The sequence below is a fragment of the Paraflavitalea speifideaquila genome (assembly GCF_032395985.1).
In the GTDB taxonomy this organism is placed as follows: Bacteria; Bacteroidota; Bacteroidia; order Chitinophagales; family Chitinophagaceae; genus Paraflavitalea; species Paraflavitalea speifideaquila.
Genome location: NZ_CP135920.1, coordinates 990,094 through 1,012,012, shown reverse-complemented (window position 1 = coordinate 1,012,012; position 21,919 = coordinate 990,094). Strand labels below are relative to the sequence as shown.

The 21,919-nt window shown below is 45.8% G+C and carries 23 protein-coding genes and 3 pseudogenes; 18 read left to right on the top strand and 8 right to left on the bottom strand.

Features of this window, described 5'->3' with window-relative positions:
- Window positions 1-259: 259 nt before the first annotated feature.
- The gene (locus RS881_RS07180; protein ID WP_315820449.1) at window positions 260-571 is read right to left on the bottom strand and encodes a PglZ domain-containing protein; all 312 of its coding nucleotides are present in this window, start codon (window positions 569-571) and stop codon (window positions 260-262) included.
- Window positions 571-1,643: pseudogene (locus RS881_RS62535) on the bottom strand (response regulator); the annotation flags it as partial. The pseudogene RS881_RS62535 and the gene RS881_RS07180, both read right to left, overlap by 1 nt.
- Window positions 1,644-2,064: 421 nt before the next feature.
- Between RS881_RS62535 and RS881_RS07165 the strand changes: the two are divergent.
- From RS881_RS07165 to RS881_RS07135, 7 genes are all read left to right on the top strand, one after another.
- Entirely contained in the window at window positions 2,065-3,282 is a 1,218-nt protein-coding gene (locus RS881_RS07165) for an HD domain-containing protein (protein ID WP_315820447.1), read from the top strand.
- Window positions 3,283-3,514: 232 nt separating this feature from the next.
- Entirely contained in the window at window positions 3,515-4,438 is a 924-nt protein-coding gene (gene lpxD, locus RS881_RS07160) for a UDP-3-O-(3-hydroxymyristoyl)glucosamine N-acyltransferase (RefSeq protein WP_315820446.1), read from the top strand.
- Window positions 4,439-4,529: 91 nt separating this feature from the next.
- Window positions 4,530-5,492: a UDP-3-O-acyl-N-acetylglucosamine deacetylase gene (gene lpxC, locus RS881_RS07155; protein ID WP_315820445.1), complete on the top strand. Its 963-nt coding sequence runs from the start codon at window positions 4,530-4,532 to the stop codon at window positions 5,490-5,492.
- 88 nt (window positions 5,493-5,580) lie between these two features.
- Window positions 5,581-5,958, top strand: a complete 378-nt coding sequence (fabZ, locus tag RS881_RS07150) for a 3-hydroxyacyl-ACP dehydratase FabZ (RefSeq protein ID WP_315820444.1) — start codon at window positions 5,581-5,583, stop codon at window positions 5,956-5,958.
- Window positions 5,959-6,179: 221 nt separating this feature from the next.
- A complete protein-coding gene (lpxA, locus tag RS881_RS07145) occupies window positions 6,180-6,734 on the top strand; it encodes an acyl-ACP--UDP-N-acetylglucosamine O-acyltransferase (RefSeq protein ID WP_315820443.1) in 555 nt (184 codons plus the stop codon).
- Entirely contained in the window at window positions 6,731-6,985 is a 255-nt protein-coding gene (locus RS881_RS07140) for a hypothetical protein (RefSeq protein WP_315820442.1), read from the top strand. The genes lpxA and RS881_RS07140 overlap by 4 nt, the downstream gene beginning before the upstream one ends.
- Entirely contained in the window at window positions 6,966-7,610 is a 645-nt protein-coding gene (locus tag RS881_RS07135) for an ABC transporter ATP-binding protein (protein WP_315820441.1), read from the top strand. The genes RS881_RS07140 and RS881_RS07135 overlap by 20 nt, the downstream gene beginning before the upstream one ends.
- Window positions 7,611-7,666: 56 nt before the next feature.
- Here RS881_RS07135 and RS881_RS07130 read toward each other — a convergent pair.
- Both RS881_RS07130 and tsaE read right to left on the bottom strand, forming a co-directional pair.
- Window positions 7,667-8,880, bottom strand: a pseudogene (locus tag RS881_RS07130) (alanine dehydrogenase).
- A gap of 63 nt (window positions 8,881-8,943) precedes the next feature.
- Entirely contained in the window at window positions 8,944-9,384 is a 441-nt protein-coding gene (gene tsaE, locus RS881_RS07125) for a tRNA (adenosine(37)-N6)-threonylcarbamoyltransferase complex ATPase subunit type 1 TsaE (RefSeq protein WP_315820440.1), read from the bottom strand.
- A 229-nt stretch (window positions 9,385-9,613) separates the two neighbouring features.
- On the opposite strand from tsaE, the gene RS881_RS07120 reads away from it, so the two are divergent.
- The 5 genes from RS881_RS07120 to RS881_RS07100 all read left to right on the top strand — a co-directional run bounded on the left by RS881_RS07120 (window position 9,614) and on the right by RS881_RS07100 (window position 13,670).
- Window positions 9,614-10,651, top strand: coding sequence for a heavy metal translocating P-type ATPase (locus RS881_RS07120; protein WP_315820439.1), 1,038 nt, complete (start codon window positions 9,614-9,616; stop codon window positions 10,649-10,651).
- Window positions 10,594-10,953, top strand: a complete 360-nt coding sequence (locus RS881_RS62205; protein WP_315820438.1) for an HAD-IC family P-type ATPase — start codon at window positions 10,594-10,596, stop codon at window positions 10,951-10,953. The genes RS881_RS07120 and RS881_RS62205 overlap by 58 nt, the downstream gene beginning before the upstream one ends.
- Window positions 10,890-11,735: an HAD-IC family P-type ATPase gene (locus RS881_RS07110; protein ID WP_315824385.1), complete on the top strand. Its 846-nt coding sequence runs from the start codon at window positions 10,890-10,892 to the stop codon at window positions 11,733-11,735. Before RS881_RS62205 ends, RS881_RS07110 begins: the two co-directional genes overlap by 64 nt.
- Window positions 11,736-11,830: 95 nt before the next feature.
- Entirely contained in the window at window positions 11,831-12,460 is a 630-nt protein-coding gene (locus RS881_RS07105; RefSeq protein WP_315820437.1) for a RecQ family ATP-dependent DNA helicase, read from the top strand.
- Window positions 12,381-13,670, top strand: coding sequence for a RecQ family ATP-dependent DNA helicase (locus tag RS881_RS07100; protein WP_315820436.1), 1,290 nt, complete (start codon window positions 12,381-12,383; stop codon window positions 13,668-13,670). Before RS881_RS07105 ends, RS881_RS07100 begins: the two co-directional genes overlap by 80 nt.
- Window positions 13,671-13,894: 224 nt before the next feature.
- Here RS881_RS07100 and RS881_RS07095 read toward each other — a convergent pair.
- Window positions 13,895-15,336: pseudogene (locus RS881_RS07095) on the bottom strand (helicase HerA-like domain-containing protein).
- A gap of 318 nt (window positions 15,337-15,654) precedes the next feature.
- The gene (locus tag RS881_RS07090; RefSeq protein WP_315820435.1) at window positions 15,655-15,933 is read right to left on the bottom strand and encodes a co-chaperone GroES; all 279 of its coding nucleotides are present in this window, start codon (window positions 15,931-15,933) and stop codon (window positions 15,655-15,657) included.
- A gap of 333 nt (window positions 15,934-16,266) precedes the next feature.
- Here RS881_RS07090 and RS881_RS07085 point away from each other — a divergent pair, with 333 nt between their 5' ends.
- Window positions 16,267-16,968 carry a response regulator transcription factor gene (locus RS881_RS07085; protein ID WP_315820434.1) on the top strand — a complete coding sequence of 234 codons (702 nt, stop codon included), beginning with the start codon at window positions 16,267-16,269 and terminating at the stop codon, window positions 16,966-16,968.
- Window positions 16,969-17,029: 61 nt separating this feature from the next.
- Here the strand turns inward: RS881_RS07085 and RS881_RS07080 are convergent, their stop codons facing one another.
- Entirely contained in the window at window positions 17,030-17,959 is a 930-nt protein-coding gene (locus tag RS881_RS07080) for a hypothetical protein (RefSeq protein ID WP_315820433.1), read from the bottom strand.
- A gap of 558 nt (window positions 17,960-18,517) precedes the next feature.
- On the opposite strand from RS881_RS07080, the gene RS881_RS07075 reads away from it, so the two are divergent.
- The 3 genes from RS881_RS07075 (at window position 18,518) to rhuM (ending at window position 19,812) form a co-directional block, all read left to right on the top strand.
- The gene (locus RS881_RS07075) at window positions 18,518-18,796 is read left to right on the top strand and encodes a hypothetical protein (protein WP_315820432.1); all 279 of its coding nucleotides are present in this window, start codon (window positions 18,518-18,520) and stop codon (window positions 18,794-18,796) included.
- 115 nt (window positions 18,797-18,911) lie between these two features.
- Complete coding sequence (locus tag RS881_RS07070) at window positions 18,912-19,376, top strand: RhuM family protein (RefSeq protein ID WP_315820431.1); 465 nt, start codon at window positions 18,912-18,914, stop codon at window positions 19,374-19,376.
- Window positions 19,369-19,812, top strand: coding sequence for a RhuM family protein (gene rhuM, locus RS881_RS07065; protein WP_315824384.1), 444 nt, complete (start codon window positions 19,369-19,371; stop codon window positions 19,810-19,812). Before RS881_RS07070 ends, rhuM begins: the two co-directional genes overlap by 8 nt.
- A gap of 63 nt (window positions 19,813-19,875) precedes the next feature.
- Here rhuM and ruvB read toward each other — a convergent pair whose 3' ends face one another.
- Window positions 19,876-20,904, bottom strand: coding sequence for a Holliday junction branch migration DNA helicase RuvB (gene ruvB / locus RS881_RS07060; protein ID WP_315820430.1), 1,029 nt, complete (start codon window positions 20,902-20,904; stop codon window positions 19,876-19,878).
- A 49-nt stretch (window positions 20,905-20,953) separates the two neighbouring features.
- Here ruvB and RS881_RS07055 point away from each other — a divergent pair, with 49 nt between their 5' ends.
- Together RS881_RS07055 and RS881_RS07050 are read left to right on the top strand one after the other, a co-directional pair.
- Window positions 20,954-21,310 carry a type 1 glutamine amidotransferase family protein gene (locus RS881_RS07055; RefSeq protein WP_315820429.1) on the top strand — a complete coding sequence of 119 codons (357 nt, stop codon included), beginning with the start codon at window positions 20,954-20,956 and terminating at the stop codon, window positions 21,308-21,310.
- The gene (locus tag RS881_RS07050) at window positions 21,201-21,647 is read left to right on the top strand and encodes a type 1 glutamine amidotransferase (RefSeq protein ID WP_315820428.1); all 447 of its coding nucleotides are present in this window, start codon (window positions 21,201-21,203) and stop codon (window positions 21,645-21,647) included. Before RS881_RS07055 ends, RS881_RS07050 begins: the two co-directional genes overlap by 110 nt.
- Window positions 21,648-21,919: the final 272 nt, after the last annotated feature.

Sequence of the window (21,919 nt, the reverse complement as noted above, 5' to 3'; positions counted from 1 at the left end):
TCTGCGGTACACAGATTATCGACTATTAATGTTTTCCACACCTCGTGGACAGAAAATCATCCACTTCTCACAATAAACGTTAAAAATACCCTGAAATAGTGCTGCCTCCATCCCGCTCCCCTATTTATCACCTCTTAATTAGCCTTTCCCAATTGCCTCGCCAATCTGTATTTGCTCGAAGATCGCCGCTCGTAGCTGTCTTCCCCACTCGCCTATTTATTCGTCATCTTGATCACCGGCACGATCATTTCCTCCAGGCTCACCCCCCATGCTGAAAGGTATTGCGGTAATAATTCACGTAATAATTGTAATTATTCGGATAACAGAGGAACAAGTCTTCCTTGGCAAAAATAAAAGACGAATTAACCGTGGGCACCGGCAGACCCGCCTCTTTAGGATCGCGGAATGCCAATACTTCCTTGGGCTCATAATTCAGATTGCGGCCATGCTTATAACGCAGGTTGGTGGTGGTTTGCTTGTCGCCAATCACCTTGGCCGGCGTTTTCACCCGCACACTACCATGATCTGTAGCCAGCACAATATTGATCTTCTTGTCGGCTATTCTCTTCAAGGCCTGATGCAAAGGCGAATGCTCAAACCAGCTTTTGGTGACAGAACGATAGCTGATCTCATCCCCGCCAGTTCCTTCAATACCTCCATTTCCGTACGCGCATGACTTAGCATGTCAACGAAGTTGTACACGATGATATTGAGGTCATTCACCAGCAGGTTATGGATATTGTTAACCAGGTCCTGACCCGCCTGGTTATTGAGTATCTTGGTATAGGAAAAACGCACATCATCCCGCTTCATACGTTTTAATTGCGACCGGAAAAACTCCTCCTCAAACAGGTTTTTCCCACCTTCCTCATCATCATTCTTCCATTGTTGCGGGTAGTTCTTCTCAATATCCATGGGCAGCAATCCGCTAAAAATGGCATTACGGGCATATTGCGTGGCCGTAGGCAGAATACTGTAAAAACTTTCTTCTTCCAGTATCCGGAAGCTCTCGGCAAATATGGGTTGAATAGCCTTCCATTGATCAAATCGCAAGTTATCGATCAACAGGAAAAAGGTAGGCGTACCTTTTTCTACATGCGGCATTACCTTGTATTTAAACAGGGTATGCGACATCACCGGCCCTTCTACCGATTTAGGACCTACCCACTTGGTATAGTTCTTTGAAATGAACTTGAAAAACTCATTATTTGCCTCACTTTTCTGCGACTGGAACACCTCCTGCATTTCCGGACTGTCACTTTTTCCATCTCCAGTTCCCAGTACACCAGCTTTTTATAAAGATCCATCCATTCATTGTAATCCGGACTGCTGTTCAGGGCCATGAATAAGTTGCGGAACTGCTGCTGGTAAGCCGTGGTGGTCTTTTCGGCCACCAGCCTTTTATTGTCAATGATCTTTTTCAGGCTCAGCAATACCTGATTGGGGTTTACCGGCTTGATGAGGTAATCGGTGATCTGACTGCCAATGGCTTCATCCATCAGGTTTTCCGTTTCATTCTTGGTGATCATTACGATCGGAATGTGCTGATTTACCTCTTTAATTTTGGCGATTGTTTCCAGTCCCGTAATGCCCGGCATCGTTTCATCCAGCAATACCACGTCTACGATATTATCCCGCACAAAATCTACCGCATCAAAACCATTGGTTAGTGCGCTGACTTCATACCCTTTGTTCTGTAAAAAAGGATTTGGGATTGTAAGCTTTCTATTTCATCATCTACCCAGAGTATCTTTCCTAATGCCATGTAAAATTTTTAATAAATGTTGTTGTTTATAAAGGTTGTCTACATTAATCTTCAGCAATTCAAAAGCCACGCTCTCAAATAGTCCGAAAGTCAGTAGAGTCTGAAAGTCGGTAAGTAATACAATAGTGATGTTGCTGTTTTTCTTGCAGACTTCCCGACTTCCGGTCTTCCGGTCTTCCGGACTTCTCGACTTTCCGTCTTCCCGACTCCCAAAATACATTATTCCCGGTGCAATCAGTTAATATGTACTTTTGTCCGCTCCATTTGGTAGTAATTTTAACAAAACAGCAAGCAGCGAAATGGCATCCGGCATCAGAAAGATTATAAATGACCCTGTTTACGGCTTTATTACCCTCGATCATCCGCTTATTTTTAAGGTAATAGCCCATCCCTGGTATCAGCGTTTGCGGCGTATTCATCAAATGGCATTTGCCCAATTGGTATATCCCGGCGCCGTCCATACCCGCTTACACCATTCCCTGGGAGCTTACCACCTCATGTGTAATGCCCTGTACGAATTAAAAAATAAAGGGGTCAGTATTACCCCTGAGGAAGAGGTAGCCGCCAAAATTGCCATCCTGCTACACGATATTGGCCATGGCCCCTACTCCCATGCCCTGGAAAATAAACTGCTGAAGGGTATCCACCATGAAACAATCTCCATCCGGATCATGGAAATACTAAACCAGGAACTGGATGGAGCGCTGACCCTGGCCATTGACATTTTTACCAATAAATACCCCAAACCCTTCCTCCACCAGCTCATTTCGGGCCAGTTGGATGTAGACCGCATGGACTATCTCACCCGCGATAGTTTCTTTACCGGTGTATCCGAAGGGGTGATTGGTTACGATCGCATCCTCAAAATGCTCACCGTGCAGGATGGGGAGCTCATGGTAGAGGAAAAAGCCATTTATTCCATTGAGAAATTCCTGGTTTCCCGCCGCCTGATGTACTGGCAGGTATACCTCCATAAAACCGTACTCTGTGCAGAGAAAATGTTGGTGAAAATTGTTGAAAGAGCCCAGGAATTAATTACCCGGGGAGTTACCGTTACCTCCACTTCTCCCGTATTTGATTTCTTCCTACAAAACCACGAAAACGTTACTTCCATTGAGGCCCACCTGGAACAATTTTGCCTGCTGGATGATTACGATGTACTGGCTACCATCAAAAACTGGATGTTCCATGAGGATAAGGTATTAGCCAAGCTCTGCCACTGCCTGGTTACCCGCCGCCTGCTAAAAGTTAAATTAACAGCCACTCCTGTTAATACTGAATGGATGGAAGAACAACGGAATAGGATTTGCCGCGAAATGCAAATTGAGGAACGGGATTGCCATTACTTTCTTTTTGGCGGCGTAGCCGAAAATACCACCTACGATCCCCGCGAGGAAAAGATCAATATTCTGTTCAAAGATGGCTCCGTAAAAGATATTTCCCGGGTCGACAATGCTTTGATCCATCAGGCACTCGCCAGCCCTGTGAAAAAATATTACATTTGCTTTTTAAACTAGCTTCGAGGCTTGAGCTTCAGGCAGCGGGCAGAGACCTTGCTGTTTTAGCTCGCAGCTCAAGGAGCACAGCTCGCAGCTTGTATTCATAGCTCACAGCTCCAAAAAACACAACCATGCAATTCACGGCCGCCCAGATAGCCATGCTCATAAACGGAACCATTGAAGGCGATGCCAATGCCGCTGTGGGTTCCTTCGGAAAGATTGAAGAAGCTCAAAAGGACAACTGGCGTTTTTGGCCAATCCCAAATACGAAGACCATTTGTATACTACCAGTGCGTCTATCATCATCATCAATGCTTCCCAGGAGCTAAAACAACCCGTGAGCGCCACCCTATTGCGTGTGCCGGATGCTTATACCGCTTTTGCCACCCTCCTGTCGAAATACCAGGAAATGGTTACTCAACAAATGGCCGGTATCCAGGAGCCCAGCTATATTGCCAAATCGGCTAAACTGGGACAAAACATTTTCGTAGGCGCATTCTCCTATATTGGTGAGCAGGTAACCCTGGGCAATAATGTAAAAATATTCCCCAATACCTTCATTGGCGACAATGTGAAGATTGGCGACAATACCATTATCCATCCCGGCGTGAAAGTGTATCATGATTGCGTGGTTGGTAAAAATGTAACCATTCATGCCGGTACCGTTGTAGGCAGTGATGGCTTTGGCTTTGCTCCCCAGGCCGATGGCAGCTTCAAAAAAGTACCCCAGATTGGCAATGTAGTCGTAGAAGACTTTGTGGAGATAGGTGCCAATGCTACTATTGACCGCGCCACCATGGGATCTACCCTTATTAAATCGGGCGCTAAACTGGATAACCTTATCCAGATAGCCCATAATGTAGAAGTGGGTAACAATACAGTTATAGCTGCACAGGCAGGTGTAAGCGGCAGTACCAAGCTGGGCAATAATGTCATGATTGGAGGTCAGGCAGGTATTGTAGGCCATCTTTCTATTGCTGATGGCGCCCGCATCAATGCCCAAAGCGGTGTGAGCAAATCCATCAAAACACCCAATACCGCTGTAACGGGTTCACCTGCATTTGATTATACCAGTACCCTCCGCAGCCAGGCACTCAGCCGCAACCTGCCGGATATGGAAAACGCATCAAGGAACTGGAAAAGCTGGTTCAACAGTTATTGGCAGAAAAAGTAAACCTGTAGTTGCCTGTAGAAGCCCTCATTAACAATCGTTTATACCAAACAATCAGACAAACTAAGCCCGGCAAACAAACTTTCAGCTATCTTTGCGCCATCCTTTAAAAACAAGAATGGACGCTACCTTCAATCCGGATAAACAACATACTTTAGGCTCGGCAGTAAGCATTTCAGGTACTGGATTACATACCGGTATCAACGTGGATATGACCTTAAAACCAGCCAATGCTGGCTTTGGCTATCAATTTCAACGTATAGACCTACCCGGTCAACCCATTATTAAGGCTGATTGTGAACTGGTTACCGATACTTCCCGAGGTACTACCCTGGAAGAAAATGGAGCCAAAGTGAGCACGGTAGAGCATATCCTGGCAGCCCTGGTTGGTATGGGCGTAGACAATTGCCTGATCGAACTGAATGGTCCGGAGATACCCATTATTGATGGAAGCTCTTCCCCTTTCGTAGAGATCATCCAGGAAACCGGCGTAGTAGAACAAGAAGCTGCCAAGGCCTGGTATACCATCGATACCAATATCACCCACTACGACGAAAAGAAAAGGGTAGAAATGACTGCCCTTCCTGCAACGGAATACAAGATTACTACACTCATAGATTTTAATAGCCCCGTACTGGGCACCCAGCATGCCGGCCTTAAATCTATGCAGGAATTCAGAACAGAGATAGCTTCCTCCCGCACCTTCGTTTTCCTGCATGAGCTGGAAGCCCTGTTGGAGCACAACCTCATCAAAGGAGGCGATATCAACAATGCTATTGTTGTAGTAGACAAGCCCGTTACCGATGGGGAAATGGAGCGCCTGGCCAAAGCCTTTGGCCGCAAGAAAATGGAAGTAAAAAGCGAAGGCTACCTCAACAACCTGGAGTTGCGCTTTTCCAATGAGCCCGCCCGCCATAAACTACTGGATGTTGTTGGCGATCTTGCCCTGATCGGTTATCCCATCAAAGCACATATTATTGCCAATCGCCCGGGCCATAGCACCAACGTTGACTTTGCACGCAAGATCAAGCAATACATTAAAAGAATAAACACGTAAAAGATATTCCTGTATACGATGCAAACCAACCGCCGGTTTATACGTTACAGCAAATAGAAAAACGTTACCGCATCGTTTTCCGTTCTTATTGGTCGATAAAATCATTGAACTGAGCGATCGCCACATAGTAGGCATCAAGAATGTCACCTTTAATGAGCCTTTTTTTCAGGGCCATTTTCCAGGCAACCCGGTTATGCCTGGTGTATTACAGGTAGAGGCCCTCGCACAAACGGGCGGTATTCTCTGTATCAATGCCATGCCTCCTGGGGAATATGATACCTACTTTCTCAAGATTGACAATGTTAAGTTCAAGCAAAAAGTAGTTCCCGGAGATACTATGATCCTTAAAATGGAGTTGTTAGCTCCAATACGCCGTGGTATCTGTGAAATGCGTGGAAAAGTGTACATCGGCAATAAGATCGCCACAGAAGGCGACCTGATGGCACAACTGGTAAAACGTGGCTAACGAAGCAATTATAGGCAGGCAACCCGCTTTAACAGAATAAATTATATTTGATTATAGGGGTTAATTGCATGACTTTTGTCTATTTTAGTACAATCATTTAATATCAAACATCAACCAATCCATAAGTATACGCCAGGCGAGCATCAGCCGGATTCCCAGGGGGAACCGATGTCTGTAGCTCAAAAAGCCAATTTCAGGCTACACTTAAGAATGTCAATACAATGATCCATCCTCATACGTATATTCATCCCAATGCCAGGTTGGCTACCAACGTTAAGATCGATCCTTTCACGGTTATTCACCAAAATGTAGAAATTGGTGAAGGCACCTGGATCGGCAGTAATGTTACCATCATGGAGGGAGCACGCATCGGTAAAAACTGCCGCATTTTCCCCGGCGCTGTTATTGCAGCCATGCCCCAGGATCTCAAATTTGAAGGAGAGGATACCATTGTGGAAATTGGCGACAATACCACCATCCGTGAATTTGTAACCATCAACCGGGGAACCAAAGATAGCTGGAAAACAAAAGTAGGGCACAATAGCCTGATCATGGCCTACAGTCACCTGGCACACGATTGTGTGGTAGGCAATTATTGCGTATTGAGCAACAATACCCAATTGGCTGGTCACGTAGAAGTAGGCGATTGGGCCATCCTGGGCGGTATGTGTGCTGTTCACCAGTTTGTAAAGATCGGCCAACACGCCTTTGTAAGCGGAGGTTCACTGGTGGGCAAAGATGTGCCCCCTATATTAAAGCTGGCCGCCAGCCATTGAGCTATTCCGGCGCCAACTCGGTAGGTCTTAAACGCCGGGGCTTCACCATTGACAAGATCAATCATATCCTCGATATTTACCGTGTTATCTACAACAAAGGAATGAATACCAGCCAGGCCCTCGAATTCCTGGAAGAAGAATTCCCCGCAACAGATGAGCGCGACGAGATCGTAACTTTCATCCGCGAAAGTGGTCGTGGTATCATCAAACGCTATGTAAAAGGTAGCCTGGATGAAGATATCGCTGACTAAAGCTGGCAAAAGATTCAACCGCGATTGGATATTCCGTAACGTCAATTACGAATTTACTTCTGGCAATGCCTATGCCATCACCGGCCCCAATGGCTCGGGTAAATCTACTTTATTGCAGGTAATAGGCGGCGCACTGATGATGAGTGAAGGAACACTTGGTTATCAGGTGGGAGTATCCGGAAACCAGCATCAGGAAACCGGAAATAGCAGATTAATTGACAACCTTTATCAACACATCGCTATTGCCGCTCCTTACCTCGACGTGATCGAAGAAATGACCGCTACCGAATTCCTGGCATTTCATACCCAATTCAAACCATTCCTGCCAGGCGTTGCTACCACCCAGGCCCTTGAAGTGGTAGGCCTCGCCAAAGCCGCCCACAAACAGATTCGCTATTATAGCAGTGGAATGAAACAACGCATCAAACTGGTCCAGGCCATCTTCAGCCACGTCCCTTGCGTACTTTTGGACGAACCTTGCACCAACCTCGATGCCGAAGGAATTGCCCTCTACCAGCAACTCATTAATGATTATTGCACCACACGCCTCGTTATTGTAAGTAGTAATGATATCCAGGAATATGGATTCTGCAAAGAGAAGATCAGTATACTCGATTATAAGTAGAAAACAATTACCCGGCCCAACTCAGCAATAAACATTGCAGCCATTTTCAAATTAACTTACCGTTGACTAGCTATCAATAAATTCAGGTCCGTATACTTGAGATCAAAACGCTGACTCAGGTGGAAATTGGTAAGCGCCCCTTTGAAGATATAGATGCCACTGCGCAGGTGCACCTTATGCCATACCAGGTTTTCAAACCCGCCTTCGTCGCCGGCTTCCAGCAACAATGGCATCAATACATTACTAATGGCCTGAGAGGCCGTACGGGCAAAACCCGATGGTATATTGGGCACACAGTAATGAATAACCCCATACTTCATAAAGATGGGCTGCTCATGACTGGTAATTTCAGATGTTTCAAAACACCCCCGCGATCAATACTCACATCAATCACTACACTTCCCGGGCGCATATTGCTCACCATTTCTTCTGTTACCACCACCGGCGTACGGCCACTTTGCGATGCCAGGGCTCCCACGGCAACCTCACAGGTCTTTAACTGCTTGGCCAGGATGCGTGGTTCCATCACAGAGGTCCACATACGCTGACCGATATTGTTTTGCAACCGCTTCAGGCGGTATACACTGTTGTCAAATACTTTTACCGAAGCTCCCAGGGCCAAAGCGGCACGGGCGGCAAATTCACCTACAATACCCGCTCCCAGAATAATTACTTTGGTAGGCGGAATACCGGAAATACCTCCCAGCAATACCCCCTTGCCATGATTGGCCGAACCCAGGTACTGCGCCGCAATCAGCATCACGGCACTACCCGCAATTTCACTCATGCTGCGTACAATGGGCAGGCTATCACTGTCATCCTTTAGCGTTTCAAATGAAATAGCGGTAATGCGCTTGTCCATCATTTTCTGCAGCAACTCTGCCTTCATGGCCGACAGATGGATGGGCGAAATGATCACCTGGTTAAATTGCAGGTAAGGAAGGTCCTCCTCCACCACAGGCGCACTCTTCACCAATATGGGCGATTTGAATACTTCCGCCTTGTCATATACAATGCGCGCACCCGCTTCACTATAATCCCGGTCGCGGTAATGAGCAGCTTCGCCTGCATTGTGTTCAATGATCACCTCATGACCATTGCTGATCAATACCCCTACAGCCTCAGGCGTAAGCGCTATCCGGTTTTCCTGGAAAGCGGTTTCCTTCGGTATACCAATATGTAATTGAGCCCCCTTGGGTTTTATATCAAGTTTTTCTTCAAGTGTTTCGTAACTGAAAGAGGTGCTGATGATCGGTTTTTGCTGAGACATGAAGCGTTTTCAGTTTTCAGGTTGCTATTGTTTAAACTTATGGCCGAAAGCCATCAAATATACTCATTTATCCCCGATCCTCAGAAGACGGGTTTGAGGATCAAGGGCCTCAATGAAAACAGGTACCGTATCATCCGGAAAGATCCCTTTGGCCCTTTCGGGCCATTCTACCAGGCATATCTTGCCCGAATACAAGCAATCTTCTACCCCGGCCTGTATAGCTTCGTCTTCATCTTTCAACCGATACAGATCAATATGGAACATCGTTCCACCCGGCCAGGCATATTCATTGATAATGGAAAAAGTAGGACTCCCTACCGTACTGCTTACCCCTTTCACATCACACAAAGCATGAACAAAAGTGGTTTTACCGGCTCCCATGGCGCCATGAAAAGCGTAGACCTTTGCCTGCCCGGCCACTTGCCAGAACTGCCTGGCCGCATCCTGAATACCCTCAAGGAGAACCGTATTTCCATAGGCCGCAAAGATACAGCCGGGAACCATGTTTTAAGACCAGACTAACAGGAAATTGCAACCCAGTAAAGATATTAATCGTAGATTCACGCCGTACCCCGTCATTACGCGGTAAATTTGCAGTAGCCCCTGAACGCAATAGTCCCATAGAAATTCTATGAACTGCCAACCAACTTGTAAGAACACCCATTCACTATGAACTGTTTGATCCCCATTGATCAACAGTAATATCATAGCGAGATCAAAACCCGGCTAGTAAATGAAAACAGTGAATTGGAAAGTTGAAGGCATGACCTGCTCTAACTGCGCGTTAACCATCCACAAATACCTTGAAAAAGAAGGTATGGAAGATGTTAAAGTGAGTTTGGCCAGTGGCGACGTCAGCTTTGGCATCAATGGCGGTAACACCACCAGCCAGCAGATCGTTAAGGGCCTCGAATCCTTAGGTTATACCGTTCATGACGAAACGGGTGCCATTCCCCCTGCCAGGAAAAAATTCCTGTCCAACCACAAACAACGCTTCTTATTCTGCCTCCTGTTTACAGCGCCCCTCATGCTCCACATGCTCGACAAATGGGTTGCTATTCACTGGCTCATGAACCCCTGGATACAGTTAGCACTCTGTTTACCCGTTTTTATTGTAGGCATGGATTTCTTCGGTCGCAGTGCTCTCCAAAGCATCCGCAATGGCATGCCCAACATGAATGTGCTGGTAGCCATTGGCGCCACCGCCGCCTTTGTATATAGCCTGATAGGCACCGGCTTTAACCTGGGTACCGGCTTTCTTTTTTATGAAACAGCCGCCTCTGTCATTACCCTCGTATTCCTGGGCAATTACCTCGAAGATGCTTCCATACAATCCACCCAACGCGCTTTGAATAAACTGGCCCGCTCACAAAAAGTGATGGCCAATATGATCGCCTACCACGAAGGACAGGAAAATGTATTCCCAGTAGAAAATACCGCCCTCCGCCCTGGCGACCTCATCCTCATCAAAAATGGAGAACAGATACCCGCTGATTGTAAAATTCTATCCGGCGAAGCCACGGTAAATGAAGCCATCCTGACCGGCGAAAGCATGCCCCTCCATAAAAAATCAAAAGACACCCTCATCGGTGGCAGCCTCCTCATAGATGGCACCATCAGGGCCCAGGTTACCACAGAAGCGAAAGACTCTGTACTGGCCAATATCATTAACCTGGTAAAAAGAGCTCAGGGCGAAAAGCCCCGGTACAACAAATGGCCGATAAGATCAGCGCTGTGTTTGTACCTGTTGTATTGGGCATTGCTGCTGTAACCTTTATCGTAAACTTTATTGTACTGCAAAACTTCACTGCCTCCCTCATGCGCAGCATCGCCGTATTGGTTATTGCCTGTCCATGCGCCATGGGATTGGCTACGCCCGCCGCCATTGCAGTAGGCCTGGGCAGGGCAGCCCGCAATGGCATCCTCTTCCGCAATGCCAAAAGCCTTGAATTGTTCCGCAATATCAGGCAGGTGGTATTTGATAAAACAGGCACCCTCACGACCGGCAAATTTGTAGTAGCCGATTACAAACTGATAACAGACAACATTACCCTGGACGAATTCAAAAGATAGCCACTTCCCTGGAAAAATATTCCAACCACCCCATCGCGCAAAGTATTGCCACGGAATGGAAACATCCGGAAGTGATCCGCTGGCAAACCATCGACGAAGTGAAGGGCCAGGGAATGAAAGCCACCACCAAAGAAGGCGATGTATACCAGGCAGGCTCTTACCGCATTGTCATGGCCCATACCCGCGATGAAAGCCACAATGTATACATCCTCAAAAATGAGGAACTACTGGGTTGGATCGATGTAAAAGATGAAATACGCCCCGAAGCCATACAGGTTGTACAATACCTGCGCCACAGGAATATACGTACCATCCTGCTTAGTGGCGACCGCTATGCTAAATGTCAGCAACTGGCCACCTTCATCGGCATAGATGAAGTGATTGCCGAAAAAACACCCGAAGAGAAACTGACAGTGGTAGAAGACCTTACCCTGCAAGGTCCTACTGCCATGGTGGGCGACGGCATTAATGATGCCCCGGCATTGGCCAAAGCTACCATTGGGATTTCATTGAGTGAGGCATCACAGATAGCCGTACAAACGGCCGATGTAGTGCTCATGAACCAGGGCATCAGGAACCTACCCCTCTCATTGGGCCTGGGCCGGCATACTTTTCTTACCATCAAACAAAACCTGTTCTGGGCATTCTTTTATAATATCATTGCCATTCCCGTTGCTGCTTTTGGTTTACTCACCCCCACCTTCGGCGCCTTGGTCATGGGATTAAGCGATGTGGTGTTAGGGATTAATTCTGTACGTTTGTTTGTTAAAAAAGTAACCTGACCGTGAACCAGTCATCGTGTTCCGACGGCAATCAGCCACTATAATGATCAGCGACCTTTTCACGATTGACGTTTCACGTCTCACGTTTCGCCTCCATGTCCAACATTCACTCCATACTAAAATACTATTGGAATTATGATTCCTTCCGGCCCTTACAGGAAGAGATTATTACCTCCATCCTGGATGGGAAAGATACCCTCGCCCTTCTGCCTACAGGCGGCGGCAAATCACTCTGCTTTCAAGTGCCCGCCATGGCCCAGGAAGGATTGTGTTTGGTAATTAGCCCATTGATTGCCTTGATGAAGGACCAGGTGCAGAACCTGCGCAAGAAAGGTATCACAGCCTATGCCATCTATTCGGGCATGAGCCGTAAGGAAGTTATCAATGCCTTGAAGGTGGCTACTGATAGCAATTGTAAGTTCCTCTACGTATCACCCGAGCGACTGGAAACCTCTCTCTTCAAAGAATACCTGCCGGCATTGGATGTAAGCCTCATTGCCGTAGATGAAGCCCATTGTATTTCTCAATGGGGTTATGATTTCAGACCACCTTACCTGCGTATTGCCGCCCTGCGCGAAGAATTGCCAGGAGTCCCTATCCTGGCCCTTACGGCATCGGCAACTCCCACCGTACAACAGGATATTTGTGAGAAGCTGGAATTTGCCCAACCCAATATCTACCGCCAGTCTTTTGAAAGGCCCAACCTATCGTACAGCCTTTTTTGAGGAAGAGGCCAGGAACAATAAGATTGTCGATATACTACAGAAGGTACCCGGCAGTGCTATTGTTTATTGCAAAAGTCGCAAACGCACCAAATCCATCAGCGACCTGCTAAATATGCAAGGTATCCAGGCCGATTACTACCATGCTGGCCTTACGCAGGATGAAAGGAACAAGAAGCAGGAAGCCTGGATAAAGGATCAAACCCGCATCATCGTTTGCACCAATGCTTTCGGCATGGGCATCGACAAGCCCGATGTACGTACCGTGGTCCATGCCGATGTGCCCGATTGCCTGGAAAACTATTACCAGGAAGCAGGTCGTGCAGGCAGAGATGGGAAGAAAGCCTATGCTGTATTGGTGTATGATAATAAAGAGCTGGACGAACTGCAAGCTTTGCCCGATGTTCGGTTCCCTACCCTCGACAATATCCGGTTGGTATACCAGGCCATTGTAAACTACCTCCAGGTGCCTACCGGTCTGGGCGAAGGCGTATATTATGATTTCGACATAACCGACTTTGGCAGCAAGTTCAAACTGGATGCCTGGCTTACCACCTATGCCCTCAAGGCACTGGAACAGGATGGCTGGCTTAGTTTTAATGAGCAGGTATTCCTGCCTTCCAAAGTACAGTTTGTAACCGGTAAAGAGTGGTTGTATGGATTTGAAAAAAGCAGCCCCTTACTGGAACCCCTTATCCAAACCTTGTTAAGGACTTATGAGGGCATTTATGATGTGCCGGTAAGCATTCACGAAAAAACACTGGCCTTCCTGCTCAGAAAAGAACAGGAGGAAGTGGTGAAGCAATTAAAAATACTGGATGCCAATGCCATCATTGAATATATACCACAGAAGGATAAACCACAGCTTTACTTCCTGCGCCGACGCGTGAAAGCCGAAAACCTGTTTATCAATATGGCGGATTATGAAAAACGCAAACAACAATACAAAGAAAGGATAGCCGCCATTATACGTTATATCCGGGAAAAGAAACAATGCCGCAGCCAATACATAGCGGCCTATTTTGGCGACAAAGCAGTACGCGATTGTGGCATTTGCGACAATTGCCGCAACCGGCAGGAACAGCCATTATCAGCCGAAGATTTTAAACAGATCCACCAGCGCATCAACGGCATTCTAGGCGTCAGCCCCATTAGCATCGATACTTTACTGCAGCAACTCAATGGTATTAAAAAGAAAAAGCCTGGCAGGTGATTAACTTCCTCCAGGCCGAACAAAAAATATCAGTTGATGAAAACGGGTTGATCAAATTGTCACGCTAGACCTGCTTCCTGCCTCCCGCAGCTTGTCGAAGAGCAGCTTTAGACTAAGGTGAGTCACCCTGCAGCCCGGCAAAGCAGCGCAGCAGGGTGGCCCATCTTCAAGCAAAATCTGCATTCAACTCTGCACAATGACGATTAAATCAGTGTAATCTGCGTTTAGAACCAGCTACTACTTTTCTTCTTGCTGCTCTTACCACCCAATCCCAATGCACCCAGCAAACTACGCGTAATCACATTGGCAGCAGTACGTCCTATCTGGCGCGTTACTGAATTATCCAGCACTTGTTCCAGGGTAGACTTTTCCTGCTTGCCACCTGAAGTCTTTTTAGCAGCTTTTTCTTCCTCTTTCGCAGCTTTCTCTTCAGCAGATTTCTGTGCTGCTTCTTCTAACTTGGCATTCAGTATTTCATAAGCACTTTCCGTATCAGCTGTTTCAGCATATTTCTTTACCAGCTTCGATCCGCTCACCAGCTTATCTATTTCACCATCACTCAATACATCCATCCTCGACCGGGGCGATACCAGCATGGTATGCACCAGCGGTGTGGGTATACCCTTTTCATTCAACATCGTCACCAGCGCTTCACCAATACCCAACTCGGTAAGCAATTCCTCTGTTTTATAGAATTCTGTTTCCGGATAGTTTTGAGCAGCTTGTTTGATCGTTTTACGATCGGCAGCCGTAAAGGCACGCAAAGCATGTTGCACTTTTAAACCCAGTTGACTTAATACACTGGCCGGTACGTCCTGCGGATTTTGCGTACAGAAGAAGATACCTACCCCTTTGGAGCGGATAAGCTTGATCACCGTTTCAATTTGCTGCATCAACGCATCCGTGGCTTCCTGGAATACCAGGTGCGCTTCATCAATGAACATCACCAGCTTGGGTTTATCCAGGTCACCGGCTTCCGGAAGTGTGGCATACAATTCGGCCAGCAATTGCAGCATGAAGGTCGAGAACAACTTCGGCCTGTTTTGCATATCTGTTACCCGCAGTACACTGATCATCCCCGGCCATCATCGGCAATACGCATCAGGTCGTCCACCTCAAAAGAAGGTTCTCCAAAGAATACATCAGCTCCTTGTTGTTGCAATTCAATAACCTTACGTAGAATGGTGCCCGTACTGGTGGTGGCAATTTTACCATACTCTTTTTCTATCTCCGCTTTGCCCTCATTGCTTACAAATTGAAGTACTTTAATAAAGTCCTTCAGGTCCAGCAAGGGCAACTTATTGTCGTCACAATATTTAAAGATCATGGCCACCAACCCTTGTTGCGTATCGTTGAGGTCCAATATTTTTGACAACAGTATCGGGCCAAACTCGCTCACCGTAGCCCTTAACCGTACTCCCTTCTCATTACTCAGGCTCATCAACTCTGCTGGAAATGCAGCGGGCTTATATGCCCCTCCAATAACAGCCATCCTTTCTTTGATCTTCTCATTTTCCACCCCCGCAGCGGCAATACCACTTAGGTCGCCTTTAATATCCATCAACAATACCGGCACGCTGGCATCACTCAATGCTTCTGCAATTACCTGTAAGGTTTTCGTTTTACCTGTACCCGTAGCACCGGCAATCAAGCCGTGGCGGTTCATGGTTTTGAGGGGCAGCTTTACCAACGCCCCGGGAACGGCTGCTTTATCAAGCATACCTACTCCCAATACAGCAAATTCTCCTTTGAAAGTATAACCACCCTGCACAGCTTGCAGGAATGCTTCAGTGTTTGGCATAAGGCAATATTATAGAAGGAAAGATACAGGATTGACCGAATATCAATCACAAAAACTTGTTATCTGTATGTAATTAGCTGCCCACTCGTCACTACATATCCTCTTCCCGCTCCAACATGAGGATGGCACTTTGCGGTACGATATAGTATTTTTCACTTTCATACAATACCTCAGTGGCGCCACTCAAAGGAATACAGCCAGGTCACCTTCCCTGGCCTGCAGGGGTATATATTTCACCTGTTCCTCCTGCCCTTTCCAGGATTCATCTTCTACGGGCATGGGAATGACATACCCGGGTCCCGTTTTGATCACATAGCCTTGTTGCACCTTTTCTTTTTCCTGGACGCCGGGAGGCAGGTACAGCCCACTATCCGTACGTTCATTGGCTTTGGAAGGCCGTATCAAAACCCGGTCACCGATCACTATCAGTTTCTTAAAAGTATTATCGTTCGTCAGTCGCATATCATTAATCTTAAGCTACAAAAATACGATAAAAGACGAGTGGTAAGAGGCGGGTAGCCAGTGGTGCCCTGGAGGGTCATTTTTATGGATATTTGTTCGTAACCTGCCATATATAACCGCCTCCCGCCACAGCCGGAATCAAGGTTTGCCACGCAAACGCCTCCCGGCGAATGGCAGCACCACTAGCCTGTAACCCCACTTGCCATTTACCACTATCCCCTTTAACCACTCCTCACTGCCCTCCCCATTTATTAACAAAATATTACACGGCACTTGTCGGTTATAGCAAATAGATTAATTTTATTTACACTATCGAACTAAATCTACCAAACAATGGACGGAAAGAAACCGAAAATATTATTGTGTGAAGACGATCAGAACCTGGGCAGTGTATTGAAGAATTACCTGGAGTTAAATGATTTTGATGTAACCCTCGAACGCGATGGCCGCTTGGGACTGGCAGCTTTTCAAAGGGAGAAATTCGAGCTTTGCCTGCTGGATATCATGATGCCGCACATGGACGGATTTACCCTTGCCGAAGAGATCCGCGATATTGATCCCGATATTCCATTATTCTTCCTCAGTGCTAAAACCATGAAAGAAGATATCATTCAGGGCTACAAACTCGGCGCCGATGACTATATTACCAAGCCCTTCGACAGTGAAGTACTGTTAATGAAGATCAAGGCCATCCTCAAAAGGAATGAAGAAGTTACCCGCGAAGCAGAAAACAAAGAGTTCGACCTGGGCGGCTATCACTTTAATCCCAAATTGCGCGAACTAAGCCATGCCGGTAAAACGCAGACCTTATCGCCCAAAGAAAATGAATTGCTGAAAATGCTTTCCGAACATATGAATGACCTGCTTCCCCGCGAACAGGCATTGAAAAAAATATGGGGCAGCGATACTTATTTCAATGGTCGCAGTATGGATGTGTACATTGCCAAACTGCGTAAGTACCTGAAAGAAGATGAAAAAATAGAGATCGTAAACATCCACGGAAATGGCTTCAGATTAGTAGCGCCCGTAGCATAATACGATATTACATACTTACAATATATTAAGTCCCGCTTAGCAATGGCGGGACTTATTCATTTTAAAACTTCACCCTTTTTGTTCTGCCTATCGACATGCTCAACTTGAACTGTATTGTAAAATAAGCGTCCTTATCTTTTGGATTGCCGCGTATACTTCCTTCAGTGGTCACAATGGTAGGGTCCAGCTCCTGCCGCCTGTCGGCCATTTTCACAGCCAGTTCTGCCTCCCCATGCTGCAAATTCTCTGCAAACAATGCCGGGTTAATATACTGTTTGCTTACATCATCCAAATAATCGGTGGTTAAGACGCGGTGCATAATTTCCAATCTTGCATTTAGCCAGGCAGATACCTCATATTTAACGCCAATGCCCATAGGGAAATTAGCCTGCGTCAGCTGGTAAGTCCTTCTGTCGGGATATTCAGTAAAGCCCTGTCCTTCTGTTCGCAAGGGTTGTAAGGCCACCCATTTCCATCCTGTAAATGCTTCGGGGTTAAAATGAAATATACCTACCCCACCTACGATATACGGCGAAAAATGAGAAGGCTCTTTAGCGAGTGATTGGAAAAGGGTAAGCGGATGAAACTCGGCCAGCAAGGCCAGTTCTGTTATCTTACTCCGGAAATGCAGGTTGCGCATGTACCGGCCTTTGGCCGCACCTACATCGCCTGTCAACATATTATCAGCCGCACTGACCGTACCAAAGGTGGCTTCCAACCTGCCCCCAATGGTTTGCTGATAAAGTGCGCCTACATAAAAACCACCGGAAAAGTTAAACTGCTGCCCGTTGAGGTCTTTAATAAATCCCCTGCCTACGCCTTTCTTACCACCCAGGTCGGTAAAACAATTCATGGCGCCTATTGATACGCCGGCCTCCCACAGTACAGCAGGCTCCAATAGTTCATTATCATAAAAATAGTATTGGGCTGATACGGTATGGGCGCACAAAGACATTACCCATAGTATCACAATGGATTTCAATAATCTCATAGCAATAAGAATAAATTAGGCTTACAATCAGGAAGTGGGGTGTAGTGAAAGGCTAACCAAACAGACTTAACTGCTAATCAAAAAGAGTACCACTTACGAAAATATATGGTGGTTGGTTTTATATTTTGAAAATAAAATACTGTACAACTCCCCGAACAAAATAAAGCAGCCATTACTAAAACTGTTGTAGATAGTAAAAATTTAGCGACACTCCAGCTATCATAAGAAATCCGCTTTTTTGAAGCTCGTCTAAATTCTAGCTTCTTTCTTTTCAGCTTCCGGCAATAGCTATTCCATTAAAAATGTAATAGCCTTTATTAATAACTTGAGCAATAGCCCGGGCGCCATATTCCTATCTAAGATTTAGGAAAATCCAAACAAAATACAAATAAGATTGAATTAAAATTCAAATAAGAAACTAAAATAAATACAAATAAAATTCATTATATTTACATATATGAAAATTAAATTCTTTAATCCAAATAATTTGGATAAAAACCTTAAAGCTACGGTTCATAAAACTGGCAAGCTTGGGTTTTCGATGGATGCAGCCCAAAAATGCAGTTATCAGTCGAAAAATCAGCAGGAATTGGCATGAATGAGGAGAACGAGGCCGATCCTAGTTTATATATCGTCATTTACCCGCACAAACAGGAAGGGGCGTTCACCATAAGCAAAGCTGGTAAATACTATTACATCAATACCAAAGCCCTTTTCGATAACTTAAGGGTCGATTATATCAATGAATATGTCGCATTTAACATTTCCGAGCAATCCATTGATAATCAACGAATTTTCAGATTCGAAAGAAGAGAAAGAATAGAAAAAGATCAATAACGAATCATAAACAAAAAGAAAATGGAAAGCGAAATATTAATATATCAAACCGAGGGGGAATACTAAAATTGAAGTTCGACTTGAAAACGATGATGTTTGGTTAAGTCAGGGGCAGATGGGCATCCTATACCAAAAAGCGAAATCTTCAATAAGTGAGCATATAAAAGAGATTTTTAAGGATGGAGAATTGAATGAAGATTCAGTTGTTCGGAAATACCGAACAACTGCTGCAGACGGGAAAGTTTACAACACTTCTTATTATAATCTTGATGTTATTATTTCTGTTGGGTACAGGGTAAAAAGTCATCAGGGCACTCAATTCAGAATTTGGGCAACACAACGAATTAAAGAATATATCATTAAAGGCTTTACTATTGACGATGAAAGACTAAAGTCCGGCAATCAGCCCAACTATTTTCAGGAATTACTGGACCGGATAAGGGATATCAGGTCCTCGGAAAAAGTATTTTATCAAAGAGTCAAAGACATTTATACAACCAGTATTGATTATGACCCTGGTGCTAAAACAACAGAAACTTTTTTGCTAAGTACAAAACAAATTACACTGGGCAATCCATAAACATACAGCCGCTGAGTTAATATACAACAGAGCAGATGCCGAAAAAGACAATATGGGATTAACCACCTGGAAATCTGATAAGATCAGGAAAGGTGATGTTACAATTGCGAAGAATTATTTATCAGAATTAGAACTGAAGGAACTTAATCTTTTGGTTGAACAATTCCTGGCTTTTGCCGAAGCTCAGGCACTTGCTCAAAGGCCAATGTATATGGTTGACTGGTCAAATAAATTAAATGATATACTGACCATCAATCAAAGAGAAGTTTTACTGGATGCAGGCAGGATCAGCAAAAAGATTGCAGATGAGTTGGCCGAAAAAGAATTTGAAAAGTATACTGTCAAACAAAGAACAATAGAGGCTACTCAAAGCCTGAAAGAATTGGAGAACGATGTAAAGAGTTTCAAGAATAGCAATGGGAAAAAGAAAAAATGAACTCTTTGAAGAAGCTACATTCATTCCTAAACCAGCACACAATTATAAAACAATCTTCCAGCCTCAAAACAACAAGTGCTCACCACTGCCGCCATGTTTGCGGCCCAGGTGTTCATAAGCCTTGGGCGTTACTTCGCGGCCACGGGGTGTACGCTTAATAAAGCCTTCCTGAATTAAGAAAGGTTCATATACCTCTTCCAGCGTACCTGTTTCTTCTCCTACGGCCGTAGCAATGGTGGTGATGCCCACCGGGCCGCCTTTGAATTTATCAATGATGGTAAGTAGAATACGATTGTCCATTTCATCCAGGCCATATTCATCCACATTCAATGCACGCAAGGCATGTTGGGTAATAGCCAGGTCGATCACCCCATTGCTCAATACCTGTGCAAAATCGCGCACCCGGCGCAAAAGGCCATTGCCAATACGGGGTGTACCCCGGCTGCGACGGGCAATTTCATTGGCCGCATCTGACGTGATCTTTGTATTCAGAATGCCAGCCGCACGATTAATGATCTTTTGTAATACTTCGGCATTATAATATTCCAGGCGCGATTTAATAGCAAAGCGCGATAATAAAGGTGCTGTCAATAATCCGCTGCGGGTGGTAGCGCCCACCAGTGTAAAGGGATTCAAATTGATCTGTATACTGCGGGCATTGGGTCCGCTATCGATCATAATGTCCAGGCGATAATCTTCCATCGCCGCATAGAGGTATTCTTCCACTACCGTACTCAACCGGTGAATTTCATCAATAAACAATACATCATGCGGCTCCAGGTTGGTGAGCAGCCCGGCCAGGTCGCCCGGCTTTTCAATAACCGGCCCGGAAGTTTCTTTGATGTTCACGCCCATCTCATTGGCCACAATACGGCTCAGCGTGGTCTTACCCAGTCCGGGAGGGCCATGAAACAATACATGGTCCAATGCCTCACCACGCAGCTTGGCAGCTTTGATAAATATTTTGAGGTTCTCAATGATCTGACCCTGCCCCGCAAAATCTTCAATTTCTGTGGGTCGAATATTGTTTTCAAACTCTTTATCTGCAGCGGATAAGGAACTCTTTTCGGTATGTAAGTTTGGTTTGGCCATGCTTTTCGCTCAACTTTGTAAAACTACACAAAAGTAAGCCAGTAATACCATGCACCTGCATTTTATACAACATGTACATTTTGAAACGCCCGGCTATTTATTGGAATGGGCAGCAGCACAACAACACAGCACCAGCTTTACCAAAATATTTGAAGCAGCAAACTTTCCGCCGCCCAATAGCATGGACCTGCTGGTGATCATGGGTGGCCCCATGGGTGTATATGAAGAGGATACCTATACATGGCTTGCTACCGAAAAAGCCTTTATCAGATCCGTGATCGATGCCGGCAAAAGTATTGGGCATTTGCCTCGGCGCTCAACTCATCGCCGAAGTATGCGGCGCAAAAGTATATCCCAACAAGGAAAAAGAAATTGGCTGGTGGCCCATACAGAAAATAAGCAATGAACACACAGCTCCCCTCACCACCTCCCTACCCGCTACCTTCATCACCTTTCACTGGCATGGCGATACGTTCGACCTGCCACCCGGCGCCCACCACCTGTTCGCCACCGGCGCCTGTACTCACCAGGGCTTCCTATTGAATAAGCAGGTGACAGGTTTACAATTCCACCTGGAAGCTACACCCGCCCTGGTACAACAAATGGTAATCCACGGACAACAAGAGTTGGTACCCGCTCCATGTATCCAACCGGGACCGCTCATGGAGGAACAAAGCGCCCGGTTCGTTGCCAGTCAGCAACAACACCTCGCTACTTTCCTTTCCCATTTCCTGCAACTGTAAGCCGATCTTTTGGCAATTGAACCCCGGCTGGGTAGACTGTCCAGGCATACCTGAGTGCTGCCTGAAATAGACCTTATTCAATGATAAGCTGTAGATAAGCCGTATATAAGCTGTACATAAGCCGTAGATAAGCCATCCTTATATAGATACGGCTTATCTTCAGGTTACATACAAGTTACAGACAGGTTAAATACAGGTTATTGATGAAGTTAACCCAAACCTCTCCCGGTTACAACAGCCTTATGCCGGCATAAATAACTGAATAGAAATGT

Coding starts and splice junctions, on each gene's coding strand:
- RS881_RS07165 (WP_315820447.1), top strand. CDS start 2,065: ATGGCATCCGGCATCAGAAAGATTATAAATGACCCTGTTTACGGCTTT.
- lpxA (WP_315820443.1), top strand. CDS start 6,180: ATGATCCATCCTCATACGTATATTCATCCCAATGCCAGGTTGGCTACC.
- RS881_RS07135 (WP_315820441.1), top strand. CDS start 6,966: ATGAAGATATCGCTGACTAAAGCTGGCAAAAGATTCAACCGCGATTGG.
- tsaE (WP_315820440.1), bottom strand. CDS start 9,384: ATGGTTCCCGGCTGTATCTTTGCGGCCTATGGAAATACGGTTCTCCTT.
- RS881_RS07120 (WP_315820439.1), top strand. CDS start 9,614: ATGAAAACAGTGAATTGGAAAGTTGAAGGCATGACCTGCTCTAACTGC.
- RS881_RS62205 (WP_315820438.1), top strand. CDS start 10,594: ATGGCCGATAAGATCAGCGCTGTGTTTGTACCTGTTGTATTGGGCATT.
- RS881_RS07105 (WP_315820437.1), top strand. CDS start 11,831: ATGTCCAACATTCACTCCATACTAAAATACTATTGGAATTATGATTCC.
- RS881_RS07090 (WP_315820435.1), bottom strand. CDS start 15,933: ATGCGACTGACGAACGATAATACTTTTAAGAAACTGATAGTGATCGGT.
- RS881_RS07085 (WP_315820434.1), top strand. CDS start 16,267: ATGGACGGAAAGAAACCGAAAATATTATTGTGTGAAGACGATCAGAAC.
- RS881_RS07080 (WP_315820433.1), bottom strand. CDS start 17,959: ATGAGATTATTGAAATCCATTGTGATACTATGGGTAATGTCTTTGTGC.
- RS881_RS07075 (WP_315820432.1), top strand. CDS start 18,518: ATGCAGTTATCAGTCGAAAAATCAGCAGGAATTGGCATGAATGAGGAG.
- RS881_RS07070 (WP_315820431.1), top strand. CDS start 18,912: ATGGGCATCCTATACCAAAAAGCGAAATCTTCAATAAGTGAGCATATA.
- ruvB (WP_315820430.1), bottom strand. CDS start 20,904: ATGGCCAAACCAAACTTACATACCGAAAAGAGTTCCTTATCCGCTGCA.
- RS881_RS07055 (WP_315820429.1), top strand. CDS start 20,954: ATGCACCTGCATTTTATACAACATGTACATTTTGAAACGCCCGGCTAT.